Source organism: Mesorhizobium sp. LCM 4577 (genome assembly GCF_001854795.2).
Classification (GTDB): domain Bacteria; phylum Pseudomonadota; class Alphaproteobacteria; order Rhizobiales; family Rhizobiaceae; genus Mesorhizobium; species Mesorhizobium plurifarium.
In genome coordinates, this window is record NZ_MDDU01000053.1 from 249,908 (window position 1) to 274,804 (window position 24,897).

At 65.3% G+C, this 24,897-nt stretch carries 24 protein-coding genes; 7 read left to right on the forward strand and 17 right to left on the reverse strand.

The window, feature by feature from the left end; translation table 11 throughout:
• The first annotated feature begins 93 nt into the window (after window positions 1-93).
• Window positions 94-537, forward strand: coding sequence for a thioesterase family protein (locus LCM4577_RS30035; protein ID WP_071030731.1), 444 nt, complete (start codon window positions 94-96; stop codon window positions 535-537).
• Between the two features lie 45 nt (window positions 538-582).
• Here the strand turns inward: LCM4577_RS30035 and LCM4577_RS30040 are convergent, their stop codons facing one another.
• The 17 genes from LCM4577_RS30040 to LCM4577_RS30120 form a co-directional block, all read right to left on the reverse strand.
• On the reverse strand, window positions 583-1,644 hold the full coding sequence (locus LCM4577_RS30040) for an ABC transporter ATP-binding protein (RefSeq protein ID WP_071074515.1): 1,062 nt from the start codon (window positions 1,642-1,644) through the stop codon (window positions 583-585).
• A gap of 7 nt (window positions 1,645-1,651) precedes the next feature.
• A complete protein-coding gene (locus LCM4577_RS30045; RefSeq protein ID WP_071074516.1) occupies window positions 1,652-2,464 on the reverse strand; it encodes a carbohydrate ABC transporter permease in 813 nt (270 codons plus the stop codon).
• Window positions 2,464-3,345 (reverse strand): carbohydrate ABC transporter permease, encoded by an 882-nt coding sequence (locus tag LCM4577_RS30050; protein ID WP_071074565.1) that lies wholly within the window; start codon window positions 3,343-3,345, stop codon window positions 2,464-2,466. Before LCM4577_RS30050 ends, LCM4577_RS30045 begins: the two co-directional genes overlap by 1 nt.
• A 74-nt stretch (window positions 3,346-3,419) precedes the next feature.
• Window positions 3,420-4,712: a sugar ABC transporter substrate-binding protein gene (locus tag LCM4577_RS30055; protein WP_083354892.1), complete on the reverse strand. Its 1,293-nt coding sequence runs from the start codon at window positions 4,710-4,712 to the stop codon at window positions 3,420-3,422.
• Window positions 4,713-4,776: 64 nt separating this feature from the next.
• Complete coding sequence (locus LCM4577_RS30060) at window positions 4,777-5,793, reverse strand: Gfo/Idh/MocA family protein (RefSeq protein ID WP_041001849.1); 1,017 nt, start codon at window positions 5,791-5,793, stop codon at window positions 4,777-4,779.
• Window positions 5,790-6,506, reverse strand: coding sequence for an N-acetylmannosamine-6-phosphate 2-epimerase (locus LCM4577_RS30065; protein WP_071030736.1), 717 nt, complete (start codon window positions 6,504-6,506; stop codon window positions 5,790-5,792). Before LCM4577_RS30065 ends, LCM4577_RS30060 begins: the two co-directional genes overlap by 4 nt.
• A gap of 65 nt (window positions 6,507-6,571) precedes the next feature.
• Window positions 6,572-7,483 (reverse strand): N-acetylmannosamine kinase, encoded by a 912-nt coding sequence (locus LCM4577_RS30070; protein WP_083354893.1) that lies wholly within the window; start codon window positions 7,481-7,483, stop codon window positions 6,572-6,574.
• Window positions 7,467-8,294, reverse strand: coding sequence for a MurR/RpiR family transcriptional regulator (locus LCM4577_RS30075; protein ID WP_041006570.1), 828 nt, complete (start codon window positions 8,292-8,294; stop codon window positions 7,467-7,469). The genes LCM4577_RS30070 and LCM4577_RS30075 overlap by 17 nt, the downstream gene beginning before the upstream one ends.
• 75 nt (window positions 8,295-8,369) lie before the next feature.
• The gene (gene eis, locus LCM4577_RS30080) at window positions 8,370-9,509 is read right to left on the reverse strand and encodes an enhanced intracellular survival protein Eis (RefSeq protein ID WP_071030793.1); all 1,140 of its coding nucleotides are present in this window, start codon (window positions 9,507-9,509) and stop codon (window positions 8,370-8,372) included.
• 246 nt (window positions 9,510-9,755) lie between these two features.
• Entirely contained in the window at window positions 9,756-10,616 is an 861-nt protein-coding gene (locus LCM4577_RS30085; RefSeq protein ID WP_071074518.1) for a MaoC family dehydratase N-terminal domain-containing protein, read from the reverse strand.
• A 12-nt stretch (window positions 10,617-10,628) separates the two neighbouring features.
• Window positions 10,629-11,786, reverse strand: a complete 1,158-nt coding sequence (locus LCM4577_RS30090) for an acyl-CoA dehydrogenase family protein (protein WP_071074519.1) — start codon at window positions 11,784-11,786, stop codon at window positions 10,629-10,631.
• Window positions 11,786-13,120 carry an MmgE/PrpD family protein gene (locus LCM4577_RS30095; RefSeq protein WP_071030740.1) on the reverse strand — a complete coding sequence of 445 codons (1,335 nt, stop codon included), beginning with the start codon at window positions 13,118-13,120 and terminating at the stop codon, window positions 11,786-11,788. Before LCM4577_RS30095 ends, LCM4577_RS30090 begins: the two co-directional genes overlap by 1 nt.
• Window positions 13,117-14,283, reverse strand: a complete 1,167-nt coding sequence (locus tag LCM4577_RS30100; RefSeq protein ID WP_071074520.1) for a CaiB/BaiF CoA-transferase family protein — start codon at window positions 14,281-14,283, stop codon at window positions 13,117-13,119. Before LCM4577_RS30100 ends, LCM4577_RS30095 begins: the two co-directional genes overlap by 4 nt.
• A 340-nt stretch (window positions 14,284-14,623) precedes the next feature.
• Window positions 14,624-15,724 (reverse strand): alcohol dehydrogenase family protein, encoded by a 1,101-nt coding sequence (locus LCM4577_RS30105; protein ID WP_071074521.1) that lies wholly within the window; start codon window positions 15,722-15,724, stop codon window positions 14,624-14,626.
• An 8-nt stretch (window positions 15,725-15,732) separates the two neighbouring features.
• A complete protein-coding gene (locus LCM4577_RS30110; RefSeq protein ID WP_071074522.1) occupies window positions 15,733-17,112 on the reverse strand; it encodes an aspartate aminotransferase family protein in 1,380 nt (459 codons plus the stop codon).
• A 35-nt stretch (window positions 17,113-17,147) separates the two neighbouring features.
• Window positions 17,148-18,641, reverse strand: coding sequence for an NAD-dependent succinate-semialdehyde dehydrogenase (locus LCM4577_RS30115; protein WP_071074523.1), 1,494 nt, complete (start codon window positions 18,639-18,641; stop codon window positions 17,148-17,150).
• A gap of 133 nt (window positions 18,642-18,774) precedes the next feature.
• Window positions 18,775-19,266, reverse strand: coding sequence for an Lrp/AsnC family transcriptional regulator (locus LCM4577_RS30120; protein ID WP_071074524.1), 492 nt, complete (start codon window positions 19,264-19,266; stop codon window positions 18,775-18,777).
• 83 nt (window positions 19,267-19,349) lie between these two features.
• On the opposite strand from LCM4577_RS30120, the gene LCM4577_RS30125 reads away from it, so the two are divergent.
• The 6 genes from LCM4577_RS30125 to eutA all read left to right on the forward strand — a co-directional run bounded on the left by LCM4577_RS30125 (window position 19,350) and on the right by eutA (window position 24,888).
• Window positions 19,350-20,735 (forward strand): PLP-dependent aminotransferase family protein, encoded by a 1,386-nt coding sequence (locus LCM4577_RS30125; protein ID WP_071074525.1) that lies wholly within the window; start codon window positions 19,350-19,352, stop codon window positions 20,733-20,735.
• 137 nt (window positions 20,736-20,872) lie between these two features.
• Window positions 20,873-21,658 (forward strand): ectoine/hydroxyectoine ABC transporter ATP-binding protein EhuA, encoded by a 786-nt coding sequence (gene ehuA, locus LCM4577_RS30130; protein ID WP_040985803.1) that lies wholly within the window; start codon window positions 20,873-20,875, stop codon window positions 21,656-21,658.
• Window positions 21,659-21,753: 95 nt separating this feature from the next.
• The gene (gene ehuB / locus LCM4577_RS30135) at window positions 21,754-22,605 is read left to right on the forward strand and encodes an ectoine/hydroxyectoine ABC transporter substrate-binding protein EhuB (RefSeq protein ID WP_040985804.1); all 852 of its coding nucleotides are present in this window, start codon (window positions 21,754-21,756) and stop codon (window positions 22,603-22,605) included.
• Window positions 22,606-22,770: 165 nt separating this feature from the next.
• Window positions 22,771-23,430, forward strand: a complete 660-nt coding sequence (gene ehuC / locus LCM4577_RS30140) for an ectoine/hydroxyectoine ABC transporter permease subunit EhuC (RefSeq protein ID WP_042638468.1) — start codon at window positions 22,771-22,773, stop codon at window positions 23,428-23,430.
• Between the two features lie 16 nt (window positions 23,431-23,446).
• Window positions 23,447-24,106 carry an ectoine/hydroxyectoine ABC transporter permease subunit EhuD gene (gene ehuD / locus LCM4577_RS30145; protein ID WP_041001787.1) on the forward strand — a complete coding sequence of 220 codons (660 nt, stop codon included), beginning with the start codon at window positions 23,447-23,449 and terminating at the stop codon, window positions 24,104-24,106.
• Between the two features lie 5 nt (window positions 24,107-24,111).
• On the forward strand, window positions 24,112-24,888 hold the full coding sequence (gene eutA, locus LCM4577_RS30150) for an ectoine utilization protein EutA (protein ID WP_071030749.1): 777 nt from the start codon (window positions 24,112-24,114) through the stop codon (window positions 24,886-24,888).
• Window positions 24,889-24,897 lie beyond the last annotated feature (9 nt).

Sequence of the window (24,897 nt, forward strand, 5' to 3'; positions counted from 1 at the left end):
AAAGATCGCGACGCGCTTTAGGCTCTCCACGGAGACAACCGATCCCCGCTGGTCTAGATGTGGGTCGCATCGGATAAATTATCGGGAGCAAAGATGATCTTACTGACGAGAGCTGTGGTTCAACCCTGGAATTGCGACATGATGGGCCACATGACGACGCGGTTCTACGTCGCCTTCTTCGACGACGCCATCAACATCCTGCTGGGACAGGCGACCGGCTGGGCGCCGACGACGCCCGAATGGGCCGACAGGGGGTGGGCCGACGTCCGGCATGAGATCGACTTCGTCGGCGAGGTGCCATCGGGGGTCATCGTGGAAATCTACGGCACGGTCCGCAGTGTCGGCCGCACCTCCATCCAGACGGACTACGAGATGCGCAGGCTGCATGGCGGCGAACTCGCGGCGAAGCTCGCCGCCAAAACGGTTTTCTTCAATCTTGCGGAACGGAAATCCACCCCGCTGACGGAGCCTATGCTCGAACGCCTGAAATCCTGGATGGCCGCAGCCGATGCGCCAAGCCATGGCGGCGGCGCTTGAACCAGGAAGGCTGCCGGCAGGGATCGGTCAGCAGTGGACGCCTCGCTAGCGGATGCGGTTGCCCTCGGCGTCGAAGATACGGGCGCGGGTGGGCTGGAAACGCAGCGTTATCGTCTCGCCGAAGCGCGGTTGATCCTCGCGGCGTTCGGYGACGACCGTTTCGCCGGAGGGCAGCGCGCCGTGGACGTATGAGGTCGAACCCAGCCGCTCGGTGACGTCGACAGCCAGAGAAAGCGTCACGCCTTCCTTCTCGTCGAGATGTTCCGGGCGGATGCCGAGCGTGACGGTGCGGCCGTTATCTAGCCGAGCCTTGAGATGCGTAATGTCCACTCTCGCTTCGCCGGCCGTGAGCGCCTTGCCGTCATCGACCACCGTCGCCTTGAGGAAGTTCATGCGCGGCGTGCCGATAAAACCAGCGACGAAGACATTGTCGGGATCGTCATAGAGCGAGAGCGGCGTTCCGGTCTGCTCGATCTTGCCGGCCTTCAGGATGACGATCTTGTCGGCGAGCGTCAGCGCCTCGGTCTGGTCGTGCGTGACATAGACCATGGTGCGGCGGATCGACTGGTGCAGGCGCTTGATCTCGGCCCTGAGCTCGGTGCGCAGTGCGGCGTCCAGATTGGACAGCGGCTCGTCGAACAAGAAGAGGCGGGGGTCGCGCACCAGCGCCCGGCCGATGGCGACGCGCTGACGCTGGCCGCCGGAAAGCTCGCGCGGCAGACGCGATAGCAGCGGCTCGATCTGCAGCAGGCGCGCGACGCCGGCGACCTTCTCGTCCGAAGTCCTGCGGTCGAGCCCGCGCATCTTGAGCGGGAAGGCGATGTTCTGCGCCACCGTCATCGTCGGATAGAGCGCGTAGGACTGAAAGACCATCGCGACATCGCGTTCCCGCGCGGGCAGGTTGGTGACGTTGCGGTCGCCGATGACGATGCTGCCGGAATCGATCGGGTTGAGACCGGCCACGGCGTGGAGCAGCGTCGACTTCCCGCAGCCGGACGGGCCGAGCAGCACGACGAAGGAGCCCTCCTCGACCTCGACCGAGACGTCGTCCAGCACCTGGACCGCTCCGTAGGATTTCGAGACCGACCGTATCGAGAGTTGCGCCATCGGATGTTCAGCCCTTCACGCTGCCAAGCGTCATGCCGCGCACCACCTGTCCCTGCACCAGGACGCCGAGCACGATCATCGGCAGCATGATGAGGGTGGCGGCGGCGGTCAGCGCGCCCCACTGGATGCCCTGGAATGTCAGGAACGAGGTGATCGAGACCGGCAGCGTCTGAGTGTCTCGGCCGGTCAGCACGAGCGCCACGAAGAACTCGTTCCAGGTGAACAGCACGCACAGGATGAGCGTGGCTATGATGCCGCCGCGGGCGGCCGGCAAATAGACGTGCCAGAAGATCGAAAACTCGCGCGCCCCGTCGACACGCGCCGCATCGCGCAACTCCTTCGGGATGTCGTCGAAGAAGGTGATGAGCAGCGAGATGGTGAAGGGTACGTTGACGAAGGCATAGGCGGCGATCAGCAGCCAGTGTTTGTTCAGCGCGCCGATGCGGGTCGCCAGGTAATACATGGGGATGACGAAGAGCAGCGCCGGCGCGATGCGCAGGCTGAGGATGAATTTCTCCCGGGCGCGGCGCAGCTCCGCCGGCTGCTGCGCCAGACCATAAGCCGCGAGCGAGCCGACGGCGACGGCAAGCGCGCTGGAGAGGATCGAGACGATGAAGGAATTGGCGAAGGCGCTAAGGAAGCCGCGATTGGCGAACACCGTCCGATAGTTGTCGAGCGTCGGGCTGAACAGCCAGACGGGCGGAATGGCGAAGGCGTCGCGCGTCGTCTTGAAGGAGGTGACGACGACCCAATAGAGCGGGAACAGCACCGCAAGCAGAAGCAGGGCCAGACCAACATAGAACAGCGCGCGCCTGGCCATCAGCGGTTCCCGGTCTTCGGGAAGAGCACGCTGTACATGGTGAGCAGCGCGACATTGGTGAACACGGTCAGGATGATGGCGATAGCCAAGGCGTAGGAGATGTCGAAATTGGWGAAGGCGACGATATAGCCGTAATAGTTCAGCGTCTCGGTCGACAACGCCGGCCCGCCGCGCGTCATGATGTAGAAGAGGTCGAAGGCCTTGATGCTGTCGATCGCCCTGATCAGCGCGACGATGGCAAGCGCCCGGCGCAGCATGGGAAGGAGCACGTACCAGGTGACCTGCCATTCGCGTGCGCCGTCGACGCGGGCGGCGTTGAGCGGATCKGTGGGCGCCGATTCAAGCGCGGCCATCACAAGCAGGATGACGAAGGGCGTCCACTGCCAGATGTCGGCGACCAGTACCGAAAACAGCGCGATCCGCGGGCTGCCAAGCCAGTCGACCTGGGCGATGCCCACCAGCGACAGAAGATAGTTCGCCATGCCGGTGGCCGGGTCGAAGAGGAAGCGCCAGGTGAGGCCGACGACAACAGGCGTCATGATGATCGGCACCAGAAGCAACGTCCGCACCAGCCGCTTCATGGCGAAGTCGCGGTCGAGGAAGAGCACGACGGCAAGGCCGAGCGCGATCTCGATCACGGTGGCCAGCACGGTGAAGAGCACCGTGCGCCAGAGCGCGGCCATGGCGCGCGGATCGCCGAGGAAGCGGATATAGTTGTCGAGCCCGACGAACTTCTCGCGCCCTGCCCGCATCAGCGAGAGGTCGTGCAGGGAAATCCAGATGACAAACAGCGTCAGCGCCACCGATGCTACCGTCAGGCAGACGATGATCGGCTGGAAGAAATGCCTTGTAGGATCGGACGCTGCGGCCACGGGTCTCATCATCAATCCATGAATGCAGGGAAATTCACCCTGCCGCGCACAGGGAGCGCACGCGGCAGGGCACGCCTCTCGACCTAGCGGGCGAGCGCGGCGTTGTTGGCTTCGTCGGCTTCCTTCAGGGCGTCGGCCGCGCTTGCGGTTCCGGCGAGCGCCTTGGAGACGGCGATGCCAGTGTTGTTGATGATCTCGTTCGCCTGCTCGACCGTCGGCAGATATTGCGGGTTGCCGGCGTTGATGGCCGCGATCATGCCTTCCTTGAAGGCGCCGTAGCGTTTGCCGAAACTGTCGCTGTTGAGCGCCGAGAGCGAGGTCACGCCGGAGTTGGGATCGGTCTCGATCGATTTCAGCTGCTGCTCCTTTGCGGTTGCCCAGGCGGCGAAGAGGKCCGCCGCTTCCTGGTTCTTCGACTCGGCCGAGACATACATGGAATGCACGGCGAGCGAGGACGAGCCGCCCTTCGGCGAAGCCGACTTCATCGGCACCGGCACATAGCCGACCTTGCCGACCACCGTCGAGACGGCCGGATCTTCATTGTAGGCGCCGTTGACGGTCGCATCGAGCGTGATTGCCGCCTTGCCCTGCTGGAAGAGCAGCCGGTTTTCTTCCCAGCCGAAATTGGCGACGCCGACCGGACCGTAGTCCTTCAGCACCTTGGTGAAGGCGTCGAGCGCGGCGATGCCTTCAGGTGTCGCCAGCGCCGACTTGCCGCTGGCGTCGAAGAAGGAGCCGCCGAAGCCCCACAGATAGGCCGCCCAGACATAGACGCCCTGGATGCCCTGCTGGCCGCGCATGGTGATGCCGGCGATCTGCTTGTTGGTCTTTTCCGAGATGGTTTTCGCCGCGTTCTCGATGTCCTCGAAGGACTTCGGCGCCGCCAGCCCGTACTGTTCGAACAGGTCCTTGCGGTACATGACGAAGGTGCTCTCGCCATAGACCGGCAGGCCGTAGACCTTGCCGTCGAGGACGTTGGTATTGAAATAGCCAGGCACGAAATCGGCCTTGTCGAAATTCTCCTTGTGCTTGGCCAGGAAATCGTCGAGCGGCACGATGTAGCCCGACTTCACGAAGCCCGGCAGGTAGATGATGTTGTTCTGGACGACATCGTAGCGGCCGGACTTGGACGAGAACTCGAGCAGCTCCTTCGCGGTGATGTCGGCCTCGGGCACGACCTCGATCGCCACGTCGATGCCGGTCTTCTCCTTGAATTCGGGCACCATCTTCTGGATGGCGTCGGTGGTCGGATGGCCCTCGAGCAGCACCGATATCTGCACGCCGTTGAACGGCTTGTCTTCGGCCGAGGCCGGCGCGGCCAGCGAGAGCGCGGCGGCGGCCGCGCCAAGCATCAGTAGATTGCGTCTGTTCAGCATGTTTTCGTCTCCCATTCTTGGGCCGTCTGGCCTCGTTGCAACAGCGCCGTCCGTTTGACTGAGCTCAACCGAGGCGCACGATTTCGCCGCTCTGTGCCGACTGCATCATGGCAAGGGTGAGTTCGAGCGAACGAAGGGCTTCCCGGCCGGTGGCGATCGGCATCGCCGCGCCGTCCAGCCAGTCGATGAGGCCGCCGAGCTGGCGCGCGAGGTCGCCGTCGATACGGCCGTTGAGCTGGGGCCAGTGCTGGGTGTCGATCTCGCGCGACGTCTCGTTGCTGGCGAAATAGAGCCCGCTGTCGCCGCACTGGACCTCGAAGGATCCGTCGGTGCCGATAAGTTCCATGCGCGCGTCGATCATGTGGCGCGCGCCGGACGGCAGCGACCAGGCGCTCTCGAAATTGACGACTGTGCCGCCGGAAAAGCGCACGATGGCCGCGATGCTGTCCTGTGTGCCGGAGCTGCCCAGCAGCTTATCGGTCTGCTGCGCATAGACCGACACCGGCTGCTGGCCCTCGAGCATCCACAACACCATGTCGACGTCGTGGACGGTGACATGCAGTGCCAGCGGCAGCTTGCCGCCATAGCGCTTCGGGCCCTCGGTGCGGGCGCTGTTGCGGCGGGCATAGATGTGGATCGGCTCACCGATCTTGCCCGATGCCATCAGCTCCTTGGCGGCGGCGTAGCGCGGATCGAAGCGCAGCAGGTAGCCGACGCCGAGCTTTACGCCCGCCGCCTCGCAAGCCGCGATGATGGCCTGGGCGTCGTCGACCTTGGAGGAGATCGGCTTCTCGACGAAGACGTTGATGCCGGCTTCGGCAACTGCAACGGCCGGCGCCAGATGCAGATTGTCCGGCGTGCAGATCGAGACGAGATCGAGATCGCGTTCCGAGCCGAGCAGCGCCTGATGGCTGTCATAGACCTTGCAGCCCGGCGCCTTGGCCGCCACGGCCTCGGCCAACGCGCGGTTGGGATCGACGATGGCCGCGAGCTCGGAGCCCATCATACTGGCGAAGATGCCGGCATGCATGGAGCCCATGAAGCCTGCACCAATGACGGCGACGCGACGGCGCTTGATCATGTCGGGTTCCTTCTCAGTTGCGGACGGGCACTCGAGGCGGCGACCTCGTCGGCGAAACGGCGGGTGATGGCGTCGGGCCGGGTGATGGCGCCGCCGACGACGATGAAGCGGGCGCCGAGCTCGAAGCAACGGACGGCCTCGTGCGGCGACCATATGCGCCCCTCGGCAACGAAAGGAAGGCCGGCACGGGCGAGTTCCTCCATCAGGGCGAAGGCGGGGCCGCGCTGGTCGCTGGAATAGTTTGTGTAGCCGGCCATGGTGGTGCTGATGAGGTCAGCGCCGGCATCGAGCGCGCGCCGGCCTTCATCGAGCGTGGCGACGTCGCCCATGGAGAGCCGCCCCCTCGTCGCGATGCTGGCGAACATCGCCTTCAGCTCGGCGGGGCGCGGCCGGGCGGTGGCGTCGATCGCGACGACATCGGCGCCGGCCTCGACGACGGCGGCGACGTCGTCGAGCGTCGGTGTGATGTAGACCTCGGTGTCGTCGCGCCTGGACTTGATCAGGCCGATGAGCGGCACGTCGACCGCCGCGCGGACGGCGGCGATGTTGGCCACCCCCTCGATGCGGACGCCGGTGGCGCCGCCCAACACGACGGAGCGCGCCATCGCGGCGATGTGGCCGGGAGCGTCGAGCGGCAGGCCGGATTCGGCCTGGCACGACACGACCAGCGTTCCATCGAGTGTGGCGAGCAAATCGCCCTGCTTGGCCTGCACCGGGGCATCTCCTGGAAGAGCATCACCTCTCTAACCAAGCGTAGATGAAAGTTTTTGTCAAGAAGTTATATAAGATGAAAATTTCCGTCAGGCACTTTCGAGCGTGCCAGCGTCGCCGCGCCAAGCAGGCCGGCATCGGCGCCCGCACGCGCGGCGAGGATGGGACGCCGGTAGACGCGGGGCAGGTCGAGCGAGCGCGCGTGCAGTGCCTCGATGAAGCCGCCGGCGAGGCCGACTCCGCCGCCGACGGCAAAGCAGTCGACATCAACCGAGGCCGTCAGGTCAGCAAAGGCGTTGACCAGTGCTGCGACCGCGCCGGCGATGATTTCCGCGGCATTACCGTTGCCTTGTTCCGCCGCCGCAAACAGCTCCGGCGCCGTAACCTTGCGGCCCAGGCGCGCGCTGCCCAGCCGCGCCAGCGCCGTACCCGAGGCGACCGTCTCCAGGCAGCCGCGCCGGCCGCAGCCGCACAGGATGCCGCCGGGCTCGGAGCGCGTGTGCCCGACATGGCCGGCGAGCCCGGTCGCGCCGCTTTCCAGCCGGCCATCTATCACCAGCCCGCAGCCGATGCCGGTGGAGACGGTGAAGAAGGCGAAGTTGCGAAAACCCTCGCCGGCGCCGATCGTGAATTCGGCCCAGGCAGCGGCCTGCGCGTCATTGACGACGAACGGCGGCATGCCGAAAGCGCGCTCGATCGCCGAGGCAATCGGATAACCGTCCTCGATCGGCAGGGTTTCGGGGTTCAGCGCCGTCAACGCGCCGTCGCGCACGATGCCGGTGGTGGCGACGGCCACCGCGCCAAAACCGCTTTTCGGCGCAAGCCCAGCGATGGCCGCGATCAGGTCGTCACCCCTGCCGGTGCGTGGCGTCGGCGCCTGGCGGCGGTTGGCGATCATGCCGCCACGCACTTCGGCTGTCGCGATCTTGGTGCCGCCGATATCGATGGCGAGCACCGGCAAATCAGAAGCTGCGGTCACTCACGACCTCCGCCGTGCGGCTGAGCTCGACCAGCCGCTTCGGATCCTGCCTGGTCATCTCGGCGACCAGCGCATCGACGATGAGCAGTTGGCTGATCTTCGACGGGAAGGCGCCGCCAGTGAGCGGCGTCTCCGGCCAGGAGGCAATCAAAGCCAGGTCGCAGACGGCGATCAGCGGGCTCTTCGAACGGTTGGAGATACCGATGACGAAAGCGCCCTTGGAGCGGGCGAGCTCGGCGACACGCACGGCGTCGATGGTCGAGCCGGAGCTCGAGATCACCACCTGCACCGTCCCCGGCTGCGCGGTTCCCGCCGCCATAACCGCCAGATGCGCATCGCCCAGCGCGCGGCTGAACTTGCCGATGCGGGTCATCTTGTAGGCGAGATACTGCGCCGTGACGGCGGAGGCGGCGATGCCGAAACACTCGACCACGGAAGCGTCGAGGAGTTTTCGCGACGCGACGGCGACGTCTTCGCGAACGATCAGCTGCTCGGTCTCGCGCAGCGAGGTGATCGCGGTTTCGACCAGCCGCTGGATGTCGTCGGAAGGAGAGCCGTTATCGCGCGCCCGTTCGTCGGTCGCCAATTCCTTGGCCAGCGCCAGCTTGAAATCCTGGAAGCCGGAAAAGCCTTGGTCGCGGCAAAAGCGCATGACGCTCGCCTCAGACGATCCGGACGTTTCGGCAAGCTCGGTGATGCTCTGGCGAAGCGTGGCGTCGGGTTGCGCCAGCACCGTCTCGGCGACCCGCGCCAGCGCTGGCGTCATGTCGCCCGCCGCCGCTCTCAGCGAGGCTATCAGCGCGTGTGTCATGCAATATCCCTCAAAAGCTTCCTGGTGTGAGCATGATCCTGTCCAAAACCGGTTCCCACCTTTTCGGGATCATGCTCAGAAATGTTCCGCCACCCAGGGCGGCGATCCGGCAAAGAGCTGGTCACAGCGGCGTATGTCAGCCGAGTCGCCGGAAACGAGGCGATACTGCGCCAGTTTCGAGGCGCTGCGAAAGCCCGTGAAGAGCTGGGCGAAGGCGGTCGGTTGCAGTGACACCGCCCCGCCCAACGCGCCGGCCGCCTCGCCTACCTCCGCCTTGCCGGCGCGGATGTCGATCTCCAGCGGCGGCGCCTCGCCGATGCGCAACGCGAGCCGGGCTGCGTCGACATGGTAGCCGCGCTGGCGCAGCGCGGCTGGGGGGTCGAGCACGCGCAGCAGCCACTCCTCCTGATGCGCAAGCCGCCAGCCCTTGTCCGGCATGGCCGCCACCAGATCGTCCTGCGGAGCGCCGTGCCAGCGCACGGCCGGATAGACCGAGCGGAAGCGGGCGAGGAAGGAGAGCAGGCCAAGCGCCGCCTCGGGCGAAGCGGCAAACCAGTCCCGGACCTCAAGACGCGCCTCGTTGCCCATGTCGAGGATCAGATAGGCGGCCTCGCCCTCGGCCAAATAGGCGGCGAGCGCATCGGTCGGCGCGCGGCGCAACTCGTTCCAGTGCGCCGTGCCGCGCACGAGCAGCCCGGATTCGCGCAACGTCTTTTCGGCATAGGCGCCGGCCAGCCGCTGATCGTCGAGTTCGACGCGCTCGAAGCCAAGCCGGCTGGCGGAGGGCAACGCCGCGGTCTCGGCCTCGTAGACGATCTCGTGGCCGGCGAGCTCGAAGCCCGCCTTGCGATAGACCGGCCGGGTCGAGGCAAACAGCGTCGCGACCGCCGCGCCATTTGCCTTTGCCTCCTCGCAAAGCGCGTCGACCAAGGGAACCGCTAGGCCCTGCCCACGCCGCTCCGGCGCGATCGCCACATGGGCGATGTTGACGGCCCGCACCGGCCTGCGGTGGAAGACATGCGCGGTTTCGAGCAAGGCCGCGCAAGCCATCGGAAGCCCGTCCTCGTCGCGCAGGAGCCTCAGCGAAGCCAGCCCGGCATTGGCGATGTATTCCTCAGACCGGACCTTGCTGAAGCCGAAAGCCCAGCTCAGAAGGTTGATGATGTCGGAGGCGTCGCCGGCGGTTGCCGGTTCAAGCTTGAAGTTTTTTTTCATATCGTTTCCAATATTGACGATTTCCATCATAACTTGAAAACGGCAATGCGCAACAGGCAGCTTCGCTTAAAGCGCGTCGCGCTGAAACGGATTCAGGCGACGCGCTTTAAGTCCTTGTTTTGATGCATGTCGTTGTCCCAGAACCGCTGCGCACTTCTGGGCGACATGCATTAGCTCGCGAGCCCGCCGAAGCACAGGTATCAGCTCGAGAAAGTCATCCAGGCCGGCATTGAGTGCCGTGCGGGCTTATGGCGCCGGATCCCGACCGACATCGGCTTCCATATGGACTACACCGCCGTCGCCTTGGGTCCAGAACCGCTGAGCGTCAGGGGAAGCGGCGATGGTGAGGCTGCGGCCCGCGATCGCCGGCGCGACGCCCCGGTAGCGGAAGGTCGCCGGGATTCCGGTGCCGCGAGCCGCCGCGAGGTTGAACATCAGCGTGGCCTGCAGCGGGCCATGGACCACAAGGCCCTCATAGCCTTCCGTTTCGGTGGCGTAAGGCAGGTCATAGTGGATGCGGTGGCCGTTGAAGGTGATGGCCGAATAGCGGAACAGCAGCGTGGACGACGGGACCAGGGCCCACGATGCGCCGACCGGGCGGCCTGGCATCGGAGCGGTCTTCTCGCGGCCCGATGCGGCGTGCTTCGGCGTCGCGGCCTCGCGATAGACGATATCGTGCCGTTCGCTCAGCGCGATGCCGCGTGCGGTGTGATAGCGGTGGTCGACCGCGACGAACCAGAGTTCACCAGACCTGCCTTGCTTGCGTACGACGTCGCGGATCGTGGAGACCCGACGGACCTCATCGCCGATCCGCAAGGCATCGTGCATCTGCAATTCACCACCCGCCCACATGCGGCGCGGCTGYGGCACCGGCGGCAAGGACAGGTTTCTGGCCGGATGGCCATCGGCTCCCAACTGGTCCATTGCGACGATCGCCGGCGACAGGCACCAGTGGATCCCCAATGGCGCGTGGCCGGCGGCCAACGGTGCGAGATTGGGCTCGAATATCGCTCTGAAGCTCTGCACGAGGCGCTGCGAAACGACATCGAAGCTTTCGCTTTGACGGCCAATCCAGTCGGCGAACGGTTTCTTCCCTGTCGTGTCCACTGGCCTTGTCCGTCAGTAGGAACGTGGCATTCCGAGCACATGCTCGGAGAGGTAGGACAGGATGAGGTTGGTCGAGATCGGCGCCACCTGGTAGAGCCGGGTTTCGCGGAACTTGCGCTCGACATCGTATTCCTCGGCGAAGCCGAAACCGCCATGCGTCTGGATGCACGCATTGGCGGCCTCGTTCGAGGCATCGGCGGCCAGCATCTTGGCCATGTTGGCTTCGGCGCCGCAGTCGAGGCCGGCCTCGTAGAGGCGCGTCGCCTCACGGACCATCAGCTCGGCGGCGCGCGTGTTGGCGTAGGCCCTGGCGATCGGGAACTGGATGCCCTGGTTGGCGCCGATCGGCCGGCCGAAGACGTTGCGCTCGCAGGCATAGGCGGAGGCCTTCCTGATCAACCATTTGGCATCGCCGATACATTCGGCGGCGATCAGGATCCRCTCGGCATTCATGCCGGAAAGGATATAGCGGAACCCCTTGCCCTCCTCCCCAACCAGGTTTTCGACAGGGACCTCGACATTGTCGAAGAAGACCTCGGTCGTGGAGTGGTTCATCATGGTGCGGATGGGCCGGATCGAAAGCCCCTGCTTGAGCGCCTCGCGCATGTCGAGGATGAACACCGAAAGGCCTTCGGTGCGCTTGGATACCTGGTCTTTCGGGGTCGTGCGGGCAAGCAGCAGCATCAGGTCGGAATATTCGGCCCGGCTTGTCCAGATCTTCTGGCCGCTGACGACGTAATGATCGCCGTCCCTGCGGGCGAACGTGCGGATGGAGGTCGTGTCGGTTCCGCTGCCGGGCTCGGTGACGCCGAACGCCTGCAGTCTCAATTCGCCGGAAGCGATCTTCGGAAGATAACGCTGCTTCTGCTGCTCATTGCCATGCCGCAGCAGCGTGCCCATGACGTACATCTGCGCGTGGCAGGCGGCGCCGTTGCAGCCGGCGCGCTGGATCTCCTCGAGCACGGCCGCCGCCGCCGAAAGCGTCAGGCCCGCCCCGCCATACTCCTCGGGGATCAGCGTCGCGAGGTAGCCCGCCTCCGTCAGCGCGTTGACGAAATCCAGCGGGTAAGCGCGGGCGGCGTCGAGCTTGCGCCAGTATTCGCCCGGAAACCGCTCGCAGAGCCGACGCACGGCCTCGCGGATCTCCTCGTTGTCGACATCCTTGAACATCAAGCGCTCCCCGCGGCACGTGCCTGGGGACGCGCGTCTCCAGCGAGTTCAAACAAACCCAGCGAGCGCACCGGGCGGTTGCCGGGCAGTGCAAGGATGGCGCCGATCAGTTCGTCGGCGCGGGCTGGCGAACTGCCGCCGGCGATGAGCTGCGCGCGCGCTTTCTCGGAGAGCTCGGTCGCCGTCACCGGATTGCCGGGATCTCCCTTGGCGTCGTGTCGCGCGGCGGAAAGACGCCGACCGGAAGCCGTCTCCACCACGATCTCGGCGCCCCACGATTCGGGGTACGCAGCCTCGATCCCAGGCGCCAGCTCGACGTCGACTTTCTTGCGTTCGCCGGCCATACGCTGCCGGGCATCGGCATCGAAACTTGCCTGGTCGACGCGGCCGTCCGCGAGCGCGATCGCCACCGTGTGCTGGAGCGAGAATTTGGCGCTGTAGGGATCCTCCGGGAAGGGCCGGTCGCACACGTCCAGCGCGGCCCGGTAAGCTCCGACCTTCACCTTGGCGATGGCTTCGCCGGCTATCTCTGCGTGCAAGGCAATGGCGCCGTCGATCGCCGGATGGGTATGGCGGCAGCAGGGCCAGGGCTTGATCGAGGTGTTGATCAGCTGCCAGGCCCGATCGGGCCCAGCCGTCACGGCCTCCGGGATCGGGTCGGGGCACAGGCCCGCATAGAATCCCTTTTCGCCCTGGAGGATGTTTTGCGCGCCCGTGAACCCTTCCCTGGCCAGGAACGATGCAAGGACGCCCGATTCCGCGGCCCGGGCCGTGTGAAGATGCTTGCTCATGGCGCCCTCGGCCAGGAACTCCCAAAGCCCCGACGACTGGGTCCCGGCGTTACCGAGCGCCCAGACGGTCCTGTCGTCGTCGAGGCCGATGAGCTCGGCCACGGCAAAAGCCGCGCCGAACGGCCCGCAGGTCGAGGTGTTGTGCCAGATCCGGTAATGCTTCTTGCCGACGGACATGCCGACGCGGCAACAGGCTTCATATCCCGCCAGAACCGCGCGCAGGAACGCTTCGCCGCCAAGGTCGTGATCATGGGCCACGGCCCAGGCCGCGGGAATGACGACGCTGCCTGGATGGGTCACCGAATCCCGGTGCAGGTCGTCCATCTCCAGGATATGGGACAGACCGCCGAGATAGAATGCCTTGCGGGCCGTGTCCGCCTGCGCCGGCGGCGCAACCGCCTTGAGCATGCGGGCAGGTTCGGTCGGCAACGCGCCGAGCGCACAGCCGAGCGTATCCAGGACGAACAGCGATGCCCATTCAAGATCGCGTTCGGTCACCGGCTTTTCGCGGATCAACCGGGTCAGGTCGCGGGTGAGACTCATGACGTTCCATTCCCTATCCGTTGGGATGCCGCCGTATCCGGCGGACCGAATTCCCGTCGCAAGGCCACATCGTGTTCGCCGAGCGAGGGCACCCTGCCCAATTCGGGGCGCTTGCCATCGACCGTGACGGGCGGCGCGAAAAGCTCTATCGGACCAACCGCGGTCTCGACCGCGACCCTGGTCGCGCTGCGATGCACAGCCAGGTCCGCCATGGTCGACACGCGGCCATAGCCGATGCGCACCTGGTCCAGCAGTTCGCACAAGGCGGCCATCGTGTAGGGCGCCAGGATCGCCTGCACACAAGCGTCGAGCGGCTCGCGATTCTTGATGCGCAGCACGTTGCGTTCGAATCTCGGATCCGTCGCCACCGACGGCCAGCGCAGGACGCTCTCGCAGAAGACGGCCCATTCGCGTTCGTTCTGGACGGCGATCAGGATTTCCCCGTCGCTGACGCGAAACAGCCCGTAAGGAGCTATCGAGGGGTGGGCGAGGCCAAGCCGGCTGGGCTCCTTGCCGCCGTAATAGCGCGCCAGATACGGCACATTCATGTATTCGGCGAGGGTGTCGAACAAGAAGACCTGCAGGTGGGCCCCTTCCCCGGTCCGCTCGCGCATGATCAGGGCTTCGAGGATGGCGGCATAGGCGGCCTGTCCCGTGGCGATATCGGATATCGATACGCCGACGCGCGTCGGACCCGACGTCGCCGATCCCGTGATGCCCGCCAGACCGGCTTCCGCCTGGATGAGCAGGTCATAGGCTTTCCGTTCGTGATCCGGCGTTCCTGGCGCGTAGCCGCCGATGTCGCACACGATCAGCCTCGGGAACCGCCGCCTGAGGTCTGCGCTGCCGATGCCCAGCCTGTCGGTGGCGCCGGGCACAAGGTTCTGGACGAACACGTCGGCTGAGGCGAGCATCGCCTCGACCAGCGCCAGATCGTCCGGCTGCTTCAGGTCGACGGTGCAGGACTGCTTGCCGCGGTTGTTCCAGATGAAATAGCTCGACAGGCCGTGGACATAGTCGTCATAGCCGCGGGCGAAATCGCCCTCGAGGCGCTCGAGCTTGATGACGCGCGCGCCGGCGTCGGCCAGCCGTGACGTCGCCAGGGGCGCAGCCACGGCTTGCTCCAGCGAGACGACGGTCGTTCCCTCCAGCGCGCCTGGCATGGCTCGCTCCTTATCCTGCTTTTGCTACACCATCGCACCGGAAGGGTCCCCTCCGTCAAATAGCGTTTTGTAATGGGAGGTATAGCGAAACGGCACAGTCGGCCGTGCGTTCGTTGCACCCTGGATGTTGAAGCATGATCTTCCCCGAAACCGGTTCCCAATTTCGGGATTATGCTCTAGCCGAAGAGGTCAAGAGCGGCAACGACGTCCGGCGTGTCGGCGGTGCCCCACCACACGGCGCCACTCCGGCTGGCAGCGCCATCGTGATCTATCCGAGGCTCTCGACGATTGKGGCGACAGTGGCGCGAACCTCGGCTGACCCGTCAGATCTGTCCCGCGCTCAAGCGCCGCTCCACATCGCGTCCGGCACCACCACCAGCTTGCCGACGAAGTCCTTGCCCATGAAATCGGTCTGGGCGCGATGGAAATCCGACAGTCTGTAGACGCCGCCGACCAGCGGCTTGATCTTTCCTTCCTCGATGTAGCGCACGATGCGGCGGAAATCGGCGCGCGTGCCCTGGCTTGAGCCGTGGAGCTGTAGTTGCTTCAGATACATGGTGCGAAGATCGAGCTGCACGACCGGTCCGGCGATCGCTCCGGCAGTCGTGTAGCGGCCCTCGGGCCGGAGAATGCGCAGCAAGTCATTGAAGATGGYGCCGCCGATGAGGTCGGCGACCACGTCTATGGGCTGGCCGCCCGTCGCTTCGTTGACGGCGGCGGGCAGGTCGGGCACGCCGCGCGTGATCACCTTCTCGGCGCCGATGTCGAGCACGGCCCGCTCCTTGCCCTTGCCGACGAYGGCGTAAGGAACGGCGCCGCGGGCCCGCGCCAGTTGCACGATRCCGGAGCCGACGCCGCCGGAGGCCCCGGTGACCAGCACCCGTTCGCCGGCCTTCAGCGCCGCGCGCTCCAGCATCTGCTCGCCGGTGAGATAGGCGCAGCAGAAGGTAGCCAGCTCGACATCGCTGAGCCCGGTGTCGACAACATGCGCATTCTCGGCCGGCAGCGCCTGATATTCGGCGTAACCGCCATCGCGGCCATGGCCCATATAGTCGATGTCGGCCAGCGAATCGTCGTCGCGGTTGTAGATGGAGAAATCGACCATGACGCGCTCGCCGATGCGGTCGTTGGATACGCCGTTACCGACCGCGACGATGGTGCCCACCGTGTCGGTGCCCTGGATGCGCGGGAAGGTGAGCGTGTTGCCTTGCCGGCGCCAGGTCGACACGGCGGCGGCATCCTCCTCCGTGCCATAGGCGCCCTGGCGCACCCAGACGTCGGTGTTGTTCATGCCACAGGCGCTGACCTTGACCAGCACCTCGCCGGCGGCCGGCGCGGGCACCTTCACATCGGTGCGGTAGACGAGCTTCTCCAGGCCGCCATGGCCGGTGAGCTGCACGGCGGCCATGGTGGCGGGTACGGTTACGGTCATCGCATTCATGTCACTTCTCAGATGCTTGCCAACACGCTGTTCACCGCGTCGGCGGTCTTGGCGACGACGATGTCGGCCTCCTCGCGCGTCAGGCAAAGGGGCGGCGCGAAGCCGAGGATATCGCCCTGCGGCATGGCGCGGCCGATCACGCCGCTGGCGGCCAGCGCCGTGGCGATCTGCGGCCCGACCTTCAGCGCCGGATCGAAGAAGACTCGGTCGTCGCGGTCCTTGACGAACTCGATCGCGGCCAGCATGCCGTCGCCACGCACCTCGCCGACATTCCGGTGGCCGCCGACGGCCTTGGCCAACTCTGTGCGGAAGTAAGCGCCGGTCTCGCCGGCGTTCCGCACCAGGTCCATCTCGTCGATCAGCTCAAGATTGGCGACGCCCGCGGCAACGCAGATCGGATGCGCCGAATAGGTCCAGCCATGGCCGAGCGAGCCAAGCTTGTCGGAGCCCTTGACCAGCACCTGCCAGACCTTGTCGGAAACGATGACGCCGGAAAGCGGCGCGTAGGCCGAGGTCAACCCCTTGGCGATGGTGATCAGGTCCGGCTTGATGCCGTAATGATCGGATCCGAACATGGTGCCGAGACGACCGAAGCCTGTCACCACCTCATCGGCGACGAGCAGCACGTCGTATTTGTTCAGGACGGCCTGGATTTTCTGCCAGTAACCGGCCGGCGGCGGCACGATGCCGCCAGTGCCGAGGATCGGCTCGCCGATGAAGGCCGCGACCGTGTCGGGGCCTTCGGCAAGGATCATCTCTTCCAGCTTGTCGGCGCAATATTGCGAGAACTGCTCCTCGCTCATCGAACGATCGGCGCGGCGGAAATAATACGGCGCCTCGGTATGCAAGATCGGCGCGCGCGGCAGGTCGAAAGCGTTGTGGAACAACTCGAGCCCGGTCAGCGATCCGGTCATGACGCCGGAACCGTGATAGCCGCGCCAGCGCGAGATGATCTTCTTCTTCTCCGGCCGCCCGAGGACGTTGTTGTAGTACCAGATCAGCTTGATGTTGGTCTCGTTGGCGTCGGAGCCGGAGAGGCCGAAATAGACCCTCGACATGCCTTTCGGCGCGCGGTCGATGATCATCTTGGCCAGTGTGATCGAGGCCTCGGTGCCGTGCCCGACATAGGCGTGGTAGTAGGCGAGGTTCTTCGCCTGCTCGGCGATGGCATCGGCGATCTTCTGGCGGCCATAACCGACATTGACGCAATAGAGGCCGGCGAAGGCATCGATGCTCTTCTTGCCGGTGTTGTCCCAGACGGTGACGCCTTCGCCGCCGGCCATGATCCTGGCTGGCGACTCACCCCGCGCGTGCGTGCCCATGTGCGTCGAGGGATGGAAGAAGTGGTCGCGATCCCAGGCGGAGAGTTCGTTGGACTGTTCGAGCATTTTTTGACTCCTGACGAGAATGAGGCCTGCGTAGCTTAGGCTACATCGAGGCAGAGGTATTTGAGATCCGTAAAAGCTTCGAGCCCGTGGCGCGAGCCTTCGCGGCCGATGCCGGACTGCTTGACGCCGCCGAACGGGATCGGCGCGCCGGTGATCTTGACGCGGTTGATCGCGACCATGCCGTACGCCAAGGCGCCGCCTATGCGCGCCTGCCGCGCGCCATTCTCGGTGACGACATAGGCGACCAGGCCATATTCGGTAGCATTGGCTCGGGCGACGACTTCCGCCTCGTCGTCGAACGGCGTGACGGCGGCGACAGGACCAAAGGTTTCCTCATGCATGATCAGAGCTTCGTCCGGCACGTCGACAAGCAGGGTCGGCTGGTGGAACAGCGGGCCGGCAGCGTGGCGCTTGCCGCCGGTCAGGCATCGCGCGCCGTGGGTAAGCGCATCGGTGACTTGCTCCTCGACCTTCTTGACCGCGCGCTCATGCATCAGCGGCCCGATATCGGCGTCCGCGGACAGGCCGTTGCCGACGCGGAGCTGCTCGATGCGGCGCGCGAAAGCGGCGCAGAAGCGGTCATAGATAGGCCGCTGCACATAGATGCGGTTGGCGGCGAGACAGTCCTGGCCGGAGGTGGCGAATTTGGCGTCGAGCGCGATCGTCACCGCCTTGTCGATGTCTGCGTCGTCGAAGACGATCAGCGGCGCATGCCCGCCGAGCTCCATGACCAAGCGTTTCATTGTCGGCGCACTCTGCGCGGCTATCAGCCGACCGACCTCGGTCGAGCCGGTGAAGCTCATGGCGCGAACCCTGGCGTCGGCGCACATCGCGCCGACGATGGTGTGCGCATCGCCGGTGACGACGTTGAAGACCCCGGCCGGCAGGCCGGCGCGCTCGCCGAGCTCGGCCAGCGCCAGGGCCGACAGCGGTGTTTCGGAGGACGGATGCGCCACCACCGTGCAGCCGGCGGCAAGCGCGGCCGCGGCCTTGCGGGTGAGCATGGCCGATGGAAAATTCCAGGGCGTGACGACGCCGACCACGCCGAGCGGTTCGCGGCGCACCGACATCTCGGCGTTCGGCAGATGGCTAGTGACGCTTTCGGCGTTGAGGCGTTTCGCTTCCTCGGCATACCACTCGACGAAGGAGGCTGCGTAATCGATCTCGCCCAGCGACTCCTTCAGCGGCTTGCCCTGTTCCAGCGTCATCAGCAGCGCCAGATCGTCCCTGGCCGCGATGATCAGATCGAACCATTTTCGCAGGATCTTCGAGCGTTCCTGCGGCAGCGCCGAGCGCCAGGCGGGAAACGCACGGGACGCGGCGTTGATCGCTTTCGTCGTCTGGGCGGCATCGAGTGCCGCCACGAAGGCGACGGTGGCTCCGGTCGCCGGATCGGTAACCTCAAAACTTGCCGCCGCTTCGCTCGCCGTCCAGTGGCCATCGACATAGGCGAGCGCGCGCAACAGCCGGCGATCGGCGAGGCGGTCAAGCGCTTCATGGTGGTTCGTGCGGGCAAAATGCGCGGACATCAGTCGGATCTCCCGGTGCCGAGGCGATATGGAGAGACTAGCCGCGCGATCGAGACAAAGAGGCTGTTTCGGCAAGCTGACAGAGAGAGATTGTCTCTATTAGCCAGCTGCCACAGGCAATCTCTCTACCTCCTCAAAGTTGCTCCGGCAGCAGATCGGCCACCGGCAGCACGGTCTCGTCCTTGACCGTCTTGGTGACGATGTAGGTGAAGTAGCGGTCGATGCCGATCTCACGTTCGAGCAGGCTGTCGACCAGCCGCTGATAGGCATCGATGTCGCGCGCCATCACCTTCAGCACGTAGTCGACGCCGCCGCCTACCGACCAGCAGGCGACGATCTCGGGAACATCGCGCACCACACGCTCGAAACGGTCGAAGTCAGCCTGGCGGTGATTGGCCAGGGTGACTTCCATCAGCACCGTCGCCACCGGCGCGATGGCGCGCATGGCGATCGCGGCGTGATAGCCGGAGACGATGCCGGCCTTTTCCAGCTTGCGCAGCCGCATCCAGCACGGCGTCGGCGACAGGCCGACCTTCTCGGCCAGCGCCAGCTTGGTGATGCGCCCGTCGCGCTGGATGGCGTCGAGAATCCTGAGGTCGATCGGGTCGAGTTTCGCTGCCGCCATTCGGGATCCGCCTTTCGTTGGAGACACCATGACGATGCATTATTTCGATTGTCAATTGCACTGATTTCGATCTCTAATAAGTCATGACATTATGGCAGCCTGATCCTGCTCTCATCCGCCGCCCGGCCTATCTCTCGCTGGCCGACCAGTTCGCGCGCGCCATCCATGACGGGCGGCTGGCCAACGGCACGCGGCTGCCTACGCACCGCCGGCTGGCGGATGACCTGAAGCTTTCGGTGCAGACCGTCAGCCGCGCCTATGAGGAATTGATCCGCCGCGGCCTGATCTCCGGCGAGGTCGGCCGCGGCAGCTTCGTGCAGACGCAGCGCCGCGAGCCGGAGCCGCCCTACCTTCCGGAACGGCTGGGCGAGGTCATCGACCTCTCCATCCTGAAGCCGGTCTGCGAGCCGATGCATCTGGAAAAACTAAAGCAGGCGCTGGGCTGGCTCGCCGAGAACCTGCCGTCGAGCTCGGCGCTGTCGTTCCGGCCGAACATGGTTTTCCCGCGCCACCGCGCGGTCGCGGTCGAATGGCTGAAGCTCTGCGGGCTGGAGGCGTCCCCGCAGAACATCAGCCTCACCAACGGCGCCACCGCCGGCATGACGGTGGCGCTGATGAGCGTGGCGCCGCCCGGCTCGACGGTCGCCACCGAGGCGATCGGCCATCACACGCTGGTGCCGCTTGCCCGCTATCTCGGCTTCAACCTCGAAGGCTTGCCGATCGATGCCAACGGGCTGATCCCCGAAGCGCTCGACGAGGCCTGCCGCCTCTCGGACATTCGTGCCGTCTTCGTCCAGCCGTCAGTGATCAACCCGACGGCGACGTTGATGGACGCCACCCGGCGCGAGCAGATCGCCGCCGTTGCCCGTAAGCACGATATCGCCATCATCGAGAACGACGTGCTCGGGCCGCTGGTCGAAGGCCGGCCGCCGGCCGTCGCCGCCTTCGCGCCGGAGCGGACGCTCTACGTCACTTCCTTCACCAAGATTGTCGTGCCAGGGCTGCGCATCGGCTATCTGGCGGTCCCGGATCGCTATGTCGCGGCCGTCGCCAACCGTCACCTCGTCTCGAACTGGATGGCGACACCGATGGTGGCGGAGATCGCGACACGCTGGGTGAATGACGGCACGGCGATGGAACTGGTCAACTGGCAGCGCGGCGCGCTGAGACGCCGGCAGGAGATCGCTGCGGAAGTGCTCACGGGCGTCGACTATCGCTGTCATCGCGACGGGCTGCATCTGTGGCTCGAGCTGCCGGGCGACCGGGCCGAGGAGAGCTTTGTCGCGCAGGCGCGCCTGCGCGGAGTGGCGATCGCGCCGGGCACTTCGTTCCGCATCGCCGACACGTCCTGGCATCCTGCGATCCGCATCTCGCTCGGGTCGACCACCGAGGGGGAACTGCGCGCGGGCTTGAGCGTTGTCGCCAAGCTGCTGCTCGGCGAACCGGAGCATCTCCTGCTCGCCATCTGATGCACAAAGGGAGCGCAGATTGCCCTGAAATTGTGCCGCGCCGGAAATATTGTCATGATATTATTTTCCCGATTGACATGATTTGGCACGTTTCGCATCGTTAAGGGCATAGACTTCTCCAGAACGGGGAAAATGGATTGCCCGCGCCCATCATCAAGGTCGATGCGATTTCGAAGAGCTTCGGCGCCTTCAAGGTGCTGGACGGTTTGTCGATGCAGGTGATGCCGGGCGAGAAGCTGGCGCTGATCGGTCCGTCCGGCTCCGGCAAGACGACAATCCTGCGCATCCTGATGACGCTGGAAAAGATCGACGGCGGCCATATCCAGGTCGATGGCGAACAGCTCTACCACGTGGAGCGCAACGGCCAGCTGCTGGCGGCCGACGAGCGGCACCTGGCCAGGATGCGCCAGAAGATCGGCATGGTCTTCCAGCTCTTCAATCTCTTCCCGCACAAATGCGTCATGGACAATGTGACCCTGGCGCCGATGCTGACCAAGGGCGTCGCGCGCGCCGCCGCCGAGAAGCGGGCGATGGAACTGCTCGATATGGTCGGCCTCGCCGACAAGGCGAAGGCAATGCCGGCGCAGCTGTCCGGCGGCCAGAAGCAGCGCGTGGCGATCGCGCGCGCCTTGGCGCTGTCGCCCAAGATCATGCTGTTCGACGAGGTCACCTCGGCGCTCGACCCCGAACTCGTCGAGGAAGTGCTCAACGTCATGCGCAAGCTCGCCGCCGAGACCGACATGACGATGCTGCTCGTCACCCACGAGATGGGTTTCGCCCACGACTTCGCCGACCGCGTGCTGTTCTTCGACCGCGGCCGCATCGTCGAGGAGGGCAAGCCCGATGAGATTTTCCGCCATCCCAAACAGGAAAGAACGCAGAGCTTCCTGAAGAAGATCATCGCGGCCGGACATCGCGTCTGACCGCAATGCGAACGGGCGATGCAAGTCGTCCACGGGCGGCCAAAGGCCGTCCCGAACCGAGCAAACCAAGAAGCAGAAACAAGGAGTTGGGAACGATGAAGAAACTTGGCATTCTGGCTGGCGTCGCCGGCCTCGCGATCACCACGATACTGTTCGCCTCTGGCGCGCGATCGGCGGACGACGCCAAGCTGGAGCAGCTCAAGCAGCAGGGTTTCGCGCGCGTCGCCATCGCCAACGAGCCGCCCTATACGGCGGTCGCGGCCGACGGCAAGGTGTCAGGCGCAGCGCCCGACGTGGCGCGCGAGATCTTCAAGCGTCTCGGCGTCAACGACATCGTCGCCTCGATCTCCGAATATGGCGCCATGATCCCCGGCCTGCAGGCGGGACGCTTCGACGTGGTCACCGCCGGCCTGTTCATGAAGCCGGAACGCTGYGCGGCGGTCGCCTATTCCGAGCCGGTGCTTTGCGATGCCGAGGCGCTGCTGGTGAAGAAGGGCAACCCGAAGGGCTTCAAGAGCTATGCGGATATCGCCAAGGACACCTCGGCGACCATCGGCGCGCCGGGCGGCGGCACCGAGGAGAAGCTGGCGCTCAACGCGGGCGTGCCGCGCGATCGCGTCATCGTCGTGCCGGACGGCCAGAGCGGGCTGAAGATGGTGCAGGACGGCCGCATCGACGCCTATTCGCTGCCGGTGCTGTCGATCAACGACCTGATCAAGAAGGCCAACGACCCGAATCTCGAAGTGATCGCGCCGGTGCAGGGCGCGCCGGTCTATTGCGACGGCGCCGCCTTCAAGAAGGGCGACGAGGCGCTGCGCGATGCCTATGACGTCGAACTCGCCAAGATGAAGAAGTCCGGCGAGTTCGCCAAGATCATCGAGCCCTACGGCTTTTCGGCCGCGGCCGCCATGTCGACGACGCGCGAGAAGCTCTGCTCGGCGAAGTAAGGCGCGAATCCTGCCTTCTCCCCGTTCACGGGGAGAAGGTGGCCCGAAGGGCCGGATGAGGGGCGGCGCCATAGCTCAATAAGTTCGCGCTGCCCCTCATCTGCCTGCCGGCATCTTCTCCCCGTTAACGGGGAGAAGAAAGCTAACCGCAAACGTTGGAACCCCATGACCCAGTGGTCCGGCTATCTCGGCCTGATATTGCAAGGTGCGCTTGTCACCATCGAGCTGACGCTGATGGGGTCGGTGCTTGCGCTGATCATGGCCTTCCTGGCCGGCATGGGCCGCGTGTCGCGCTTTTTCATCCTGCGCGCGATCGCAACCGCCTATATCGAATTCTTCCGCGGCACCTCGATCTTCGTGCAGCTGTTCTGGGCCTATTTCGTGCTGCCTTTCGCCGGGCTGTCGCTGACGCCACTGCAGGCCGGCGTGCTGGCGCTGGGCTTGAATGTGGGCGCCTATGCGGCGGAAGTCGTGCGCGGCGCCATCCTGTCGGTCGGCCGCGAGCAATATGAGGCCTGCACGGCGCTCAACCTCGGCCGCTGGCAAGGCATGCGCCATGTGATCCTGCCGCAGGCGCTGCTGGTCATGCTGCCGACGTTCGGCAACAATGCGATCGAGCTGCTCAAAGCGACGTCGGTCGTCTCGCTGATCTCGCTCGCCGACTTGACCTTCCAGGCGCAAGTGGTGCGCTCGCAGACCGGCAGCACGCTGATGCCGTTCCTGTCGGTCCTCATCATCTATTTCGCGCTGGCGCTGATCATCTCCTGGGGCGTTCGCACGCTGGAGCGCCGGATGGCGCGCGGTCTCGACGGAGTGCGTGTCTGATGGAATGGGCCAAATAATGGATTGGGATTGGAACTTCGTCCGGGAGATCATGCCGACCCTGATCCAGGGCGTGAAGATCACCATCCTGGCGACTATTCTGGGTTCCATCCTGGCGGCGATCGTGGGGCTCGCGATCGCGCTGGCGCGGCGCTCGGAGAACAGGATCGTCGCGCGCAGCGTCGGCTGGTTCGCCGAGTTCATCCGCGGCACGCCATTGCTGGTGCAGCTCTATTTCATCTTCTACGTGCTGCCCGATATCGGCATCCTGCTGCCGCCGCTGGTGGCGGGCGTCATCGGGCTTGGCCTGCACTACGGCACCTACACGGCCGAGGTCTATCGCGCCGGCATCGACAATGTGCCGCGCGGCCAATGGGAGGCTGCCAAGGCCTGCAATCTCAACGGCCGCCACACCTGGACGCATATCATCCTGCCGCAGGCGATCCCGCCGATGATCCCTGCCTTGGCCAATTATTTCATCGCCATGTTCAAGGAGACGCCGCTGCTCTCGGCGATCACCGTGCTCGAGCTGATGAACCAGGCCAAGAGCGTCGCCAACACCTACTACCGCTATATCGAACCGATGACGCTGGTCGGCGCCTTCTTCCTCGTCATCAGCCTCTGCTCCGTCGTGCTCTTGCGCTGGCTGGAGCATCGCTACGGCAGGATCGAAAGATGAGAAGCATGAAAGCATTGCCCGACATCCGCCTCGAAACGGCGCGCCCAACGCTCGACGCGCGTCCGCTGAAAAAGCGCGTCGGACTGATTGCGCTTGCGACCGACCACACCAGCGAGGTGGACTTCCGCCGCATGGTGGCGAGCGAGCGGATCGGCGTCTATGTCGCGCGCATCCCCTACGCCAATCCGACGACGCCGGAGAATTTGCGCAAGATGCAGCCTTCGCTTTCGGTGGGCGCGGCGCTGATCCTGCCGGACGAGACGCTCGATGCCGTCTGCTACTCCTGCACGTCCGCTTCGGTGGTGATCGGCGACGCCGAGATCGAGCAGGCGATCCAGGCAGCCAAGCCCGGTGTGCCCGTGGTCACGCCGCCGATGGCCGGCATGCGCGGCCTGAACGCCTTCGGCGTGAAGCGCATCAGCATCCTGACCCCCTATACGGTCGACACCAGCCGACCGATGGCCGCCTATTTCGCCGCGCATGGCTTCGACATCCAGAGCTTCTCCTGCCTCGGTTTCGAGGACGACCGCGAGATGGCGCGGATCACGCCGGCGTCCCTTGTCGAGCTGGCGCGCAAGGTCACGCATCCGCAGGCCGATGCGCTGTTCGTGTCGTGCACTGCGCTGCGCGCCGCGCTCGCGGTTCCTGGCATGGAGGAAGCGATCGGGCGTCCGGTGGTCACCAGCAACCAGGCCAGCGCCTGGAACTGCCTGCGGCTTTGCGGCGACGACACGCCGCGACCCGAGTTCGGCCGGCTGTGGACGAAGCCGCTGGCGCAGTGAACGAAAGTC

Coding starts and splice junctions, on each gene's coding strand:
- LCM4577_RS30035 (WP_071030731.1), top strand. CDS start 94: ATGATCTTACTGACGAGAGCTGTGGTTCAACCCTGGAATTGCGACATG.
- LCM4577_RS30125 (WP_071074525.1), top strand. CDS start 19,350: ATGACATTATGGCAGCCTGATCCTGCTCTCATCCGCCGCCCGGCCTAT.
- ehuD (WP_041001787.1), top strand. CDS start 23,447: ATGGATTGGGATTGGAACTTCGTCCGGGAGATCATGCCGACCCTGATC.
- LCM4577_RS30095 (WP_071030740.1), bottom strand. CDS start 13,120: ATGAGTCTCACCCGCGACCTGACCCGGTTGATCCGCGAAAAGCCGGTG.
- LCM4577_RS30110 (WP_071074522.1), bottom strand. CDS start 17,112: ATGCTCGAACAGTCCAACGAACTCTCCGCCTGGGATCGCGACCACTTC.
- eis (WP_071030793.1), bottom strand. CDS start 9,509: ATGAAAAAAAACTTCAAGCTTGAACCGGCAACCGCCGGCGACGCCTCC.
- eutA (WP_071030749.1), top strand. CDS start 24,112: ATGAAAGCATTGCCCGACATCCGCCTCGAAACGGCGCGCCCAACGCTC.
- LCM4577_RS30045 (WP_071074516.1), bottom strand. CDS start 2,464: ATGGCCAGGCGCGCGCTGTTCTATGTTGGTCTGGCCCTGCTTCTGCTT.
- LCM4577_RS30075 (WP_041006570.1), bottom strand. CDS start 8,294: ATGACACACGCGCTGATAGCCTCGCTGAGAGCGGCGGCGGGCGACATG.
- ehuC (WP_042638468.1), top strand. CDS start 22,771: ATGACCCAGTGGTCCGGCTATCTCGGCCTGATATTGCAAGGTGCGCTT.
- LCM4577_RS30100 (WP_071074520.1), bottom strand. CDS start 14,283: ATGCCAGGCGCGCTGGAGGGAACGACCGTCGTCTCGCTGGAGCAAGCC.
- LCM4577_RS30060 (WP_041001849.1), bottom strand. CDS start 5,793: ATGATCAAGCGCCGTCGCGTCGCCGTCATTGGTGCAGGCTTCATGGGC.
- LCM4577_RS30120 (WP_071074524.1), bottom strand. CDS start 19,266: ATGGCGGCAGCGAAACTCGACCCGATCGACCTCAGGATTCTCGACGCC.
- LCM4577_RS30115 (WP_071074523.1), bottom strand. CDS start 18,641: ATGTCCGCGCATTTTGCCCGCACGAACCACCATGAAGCGCTTGACCGC.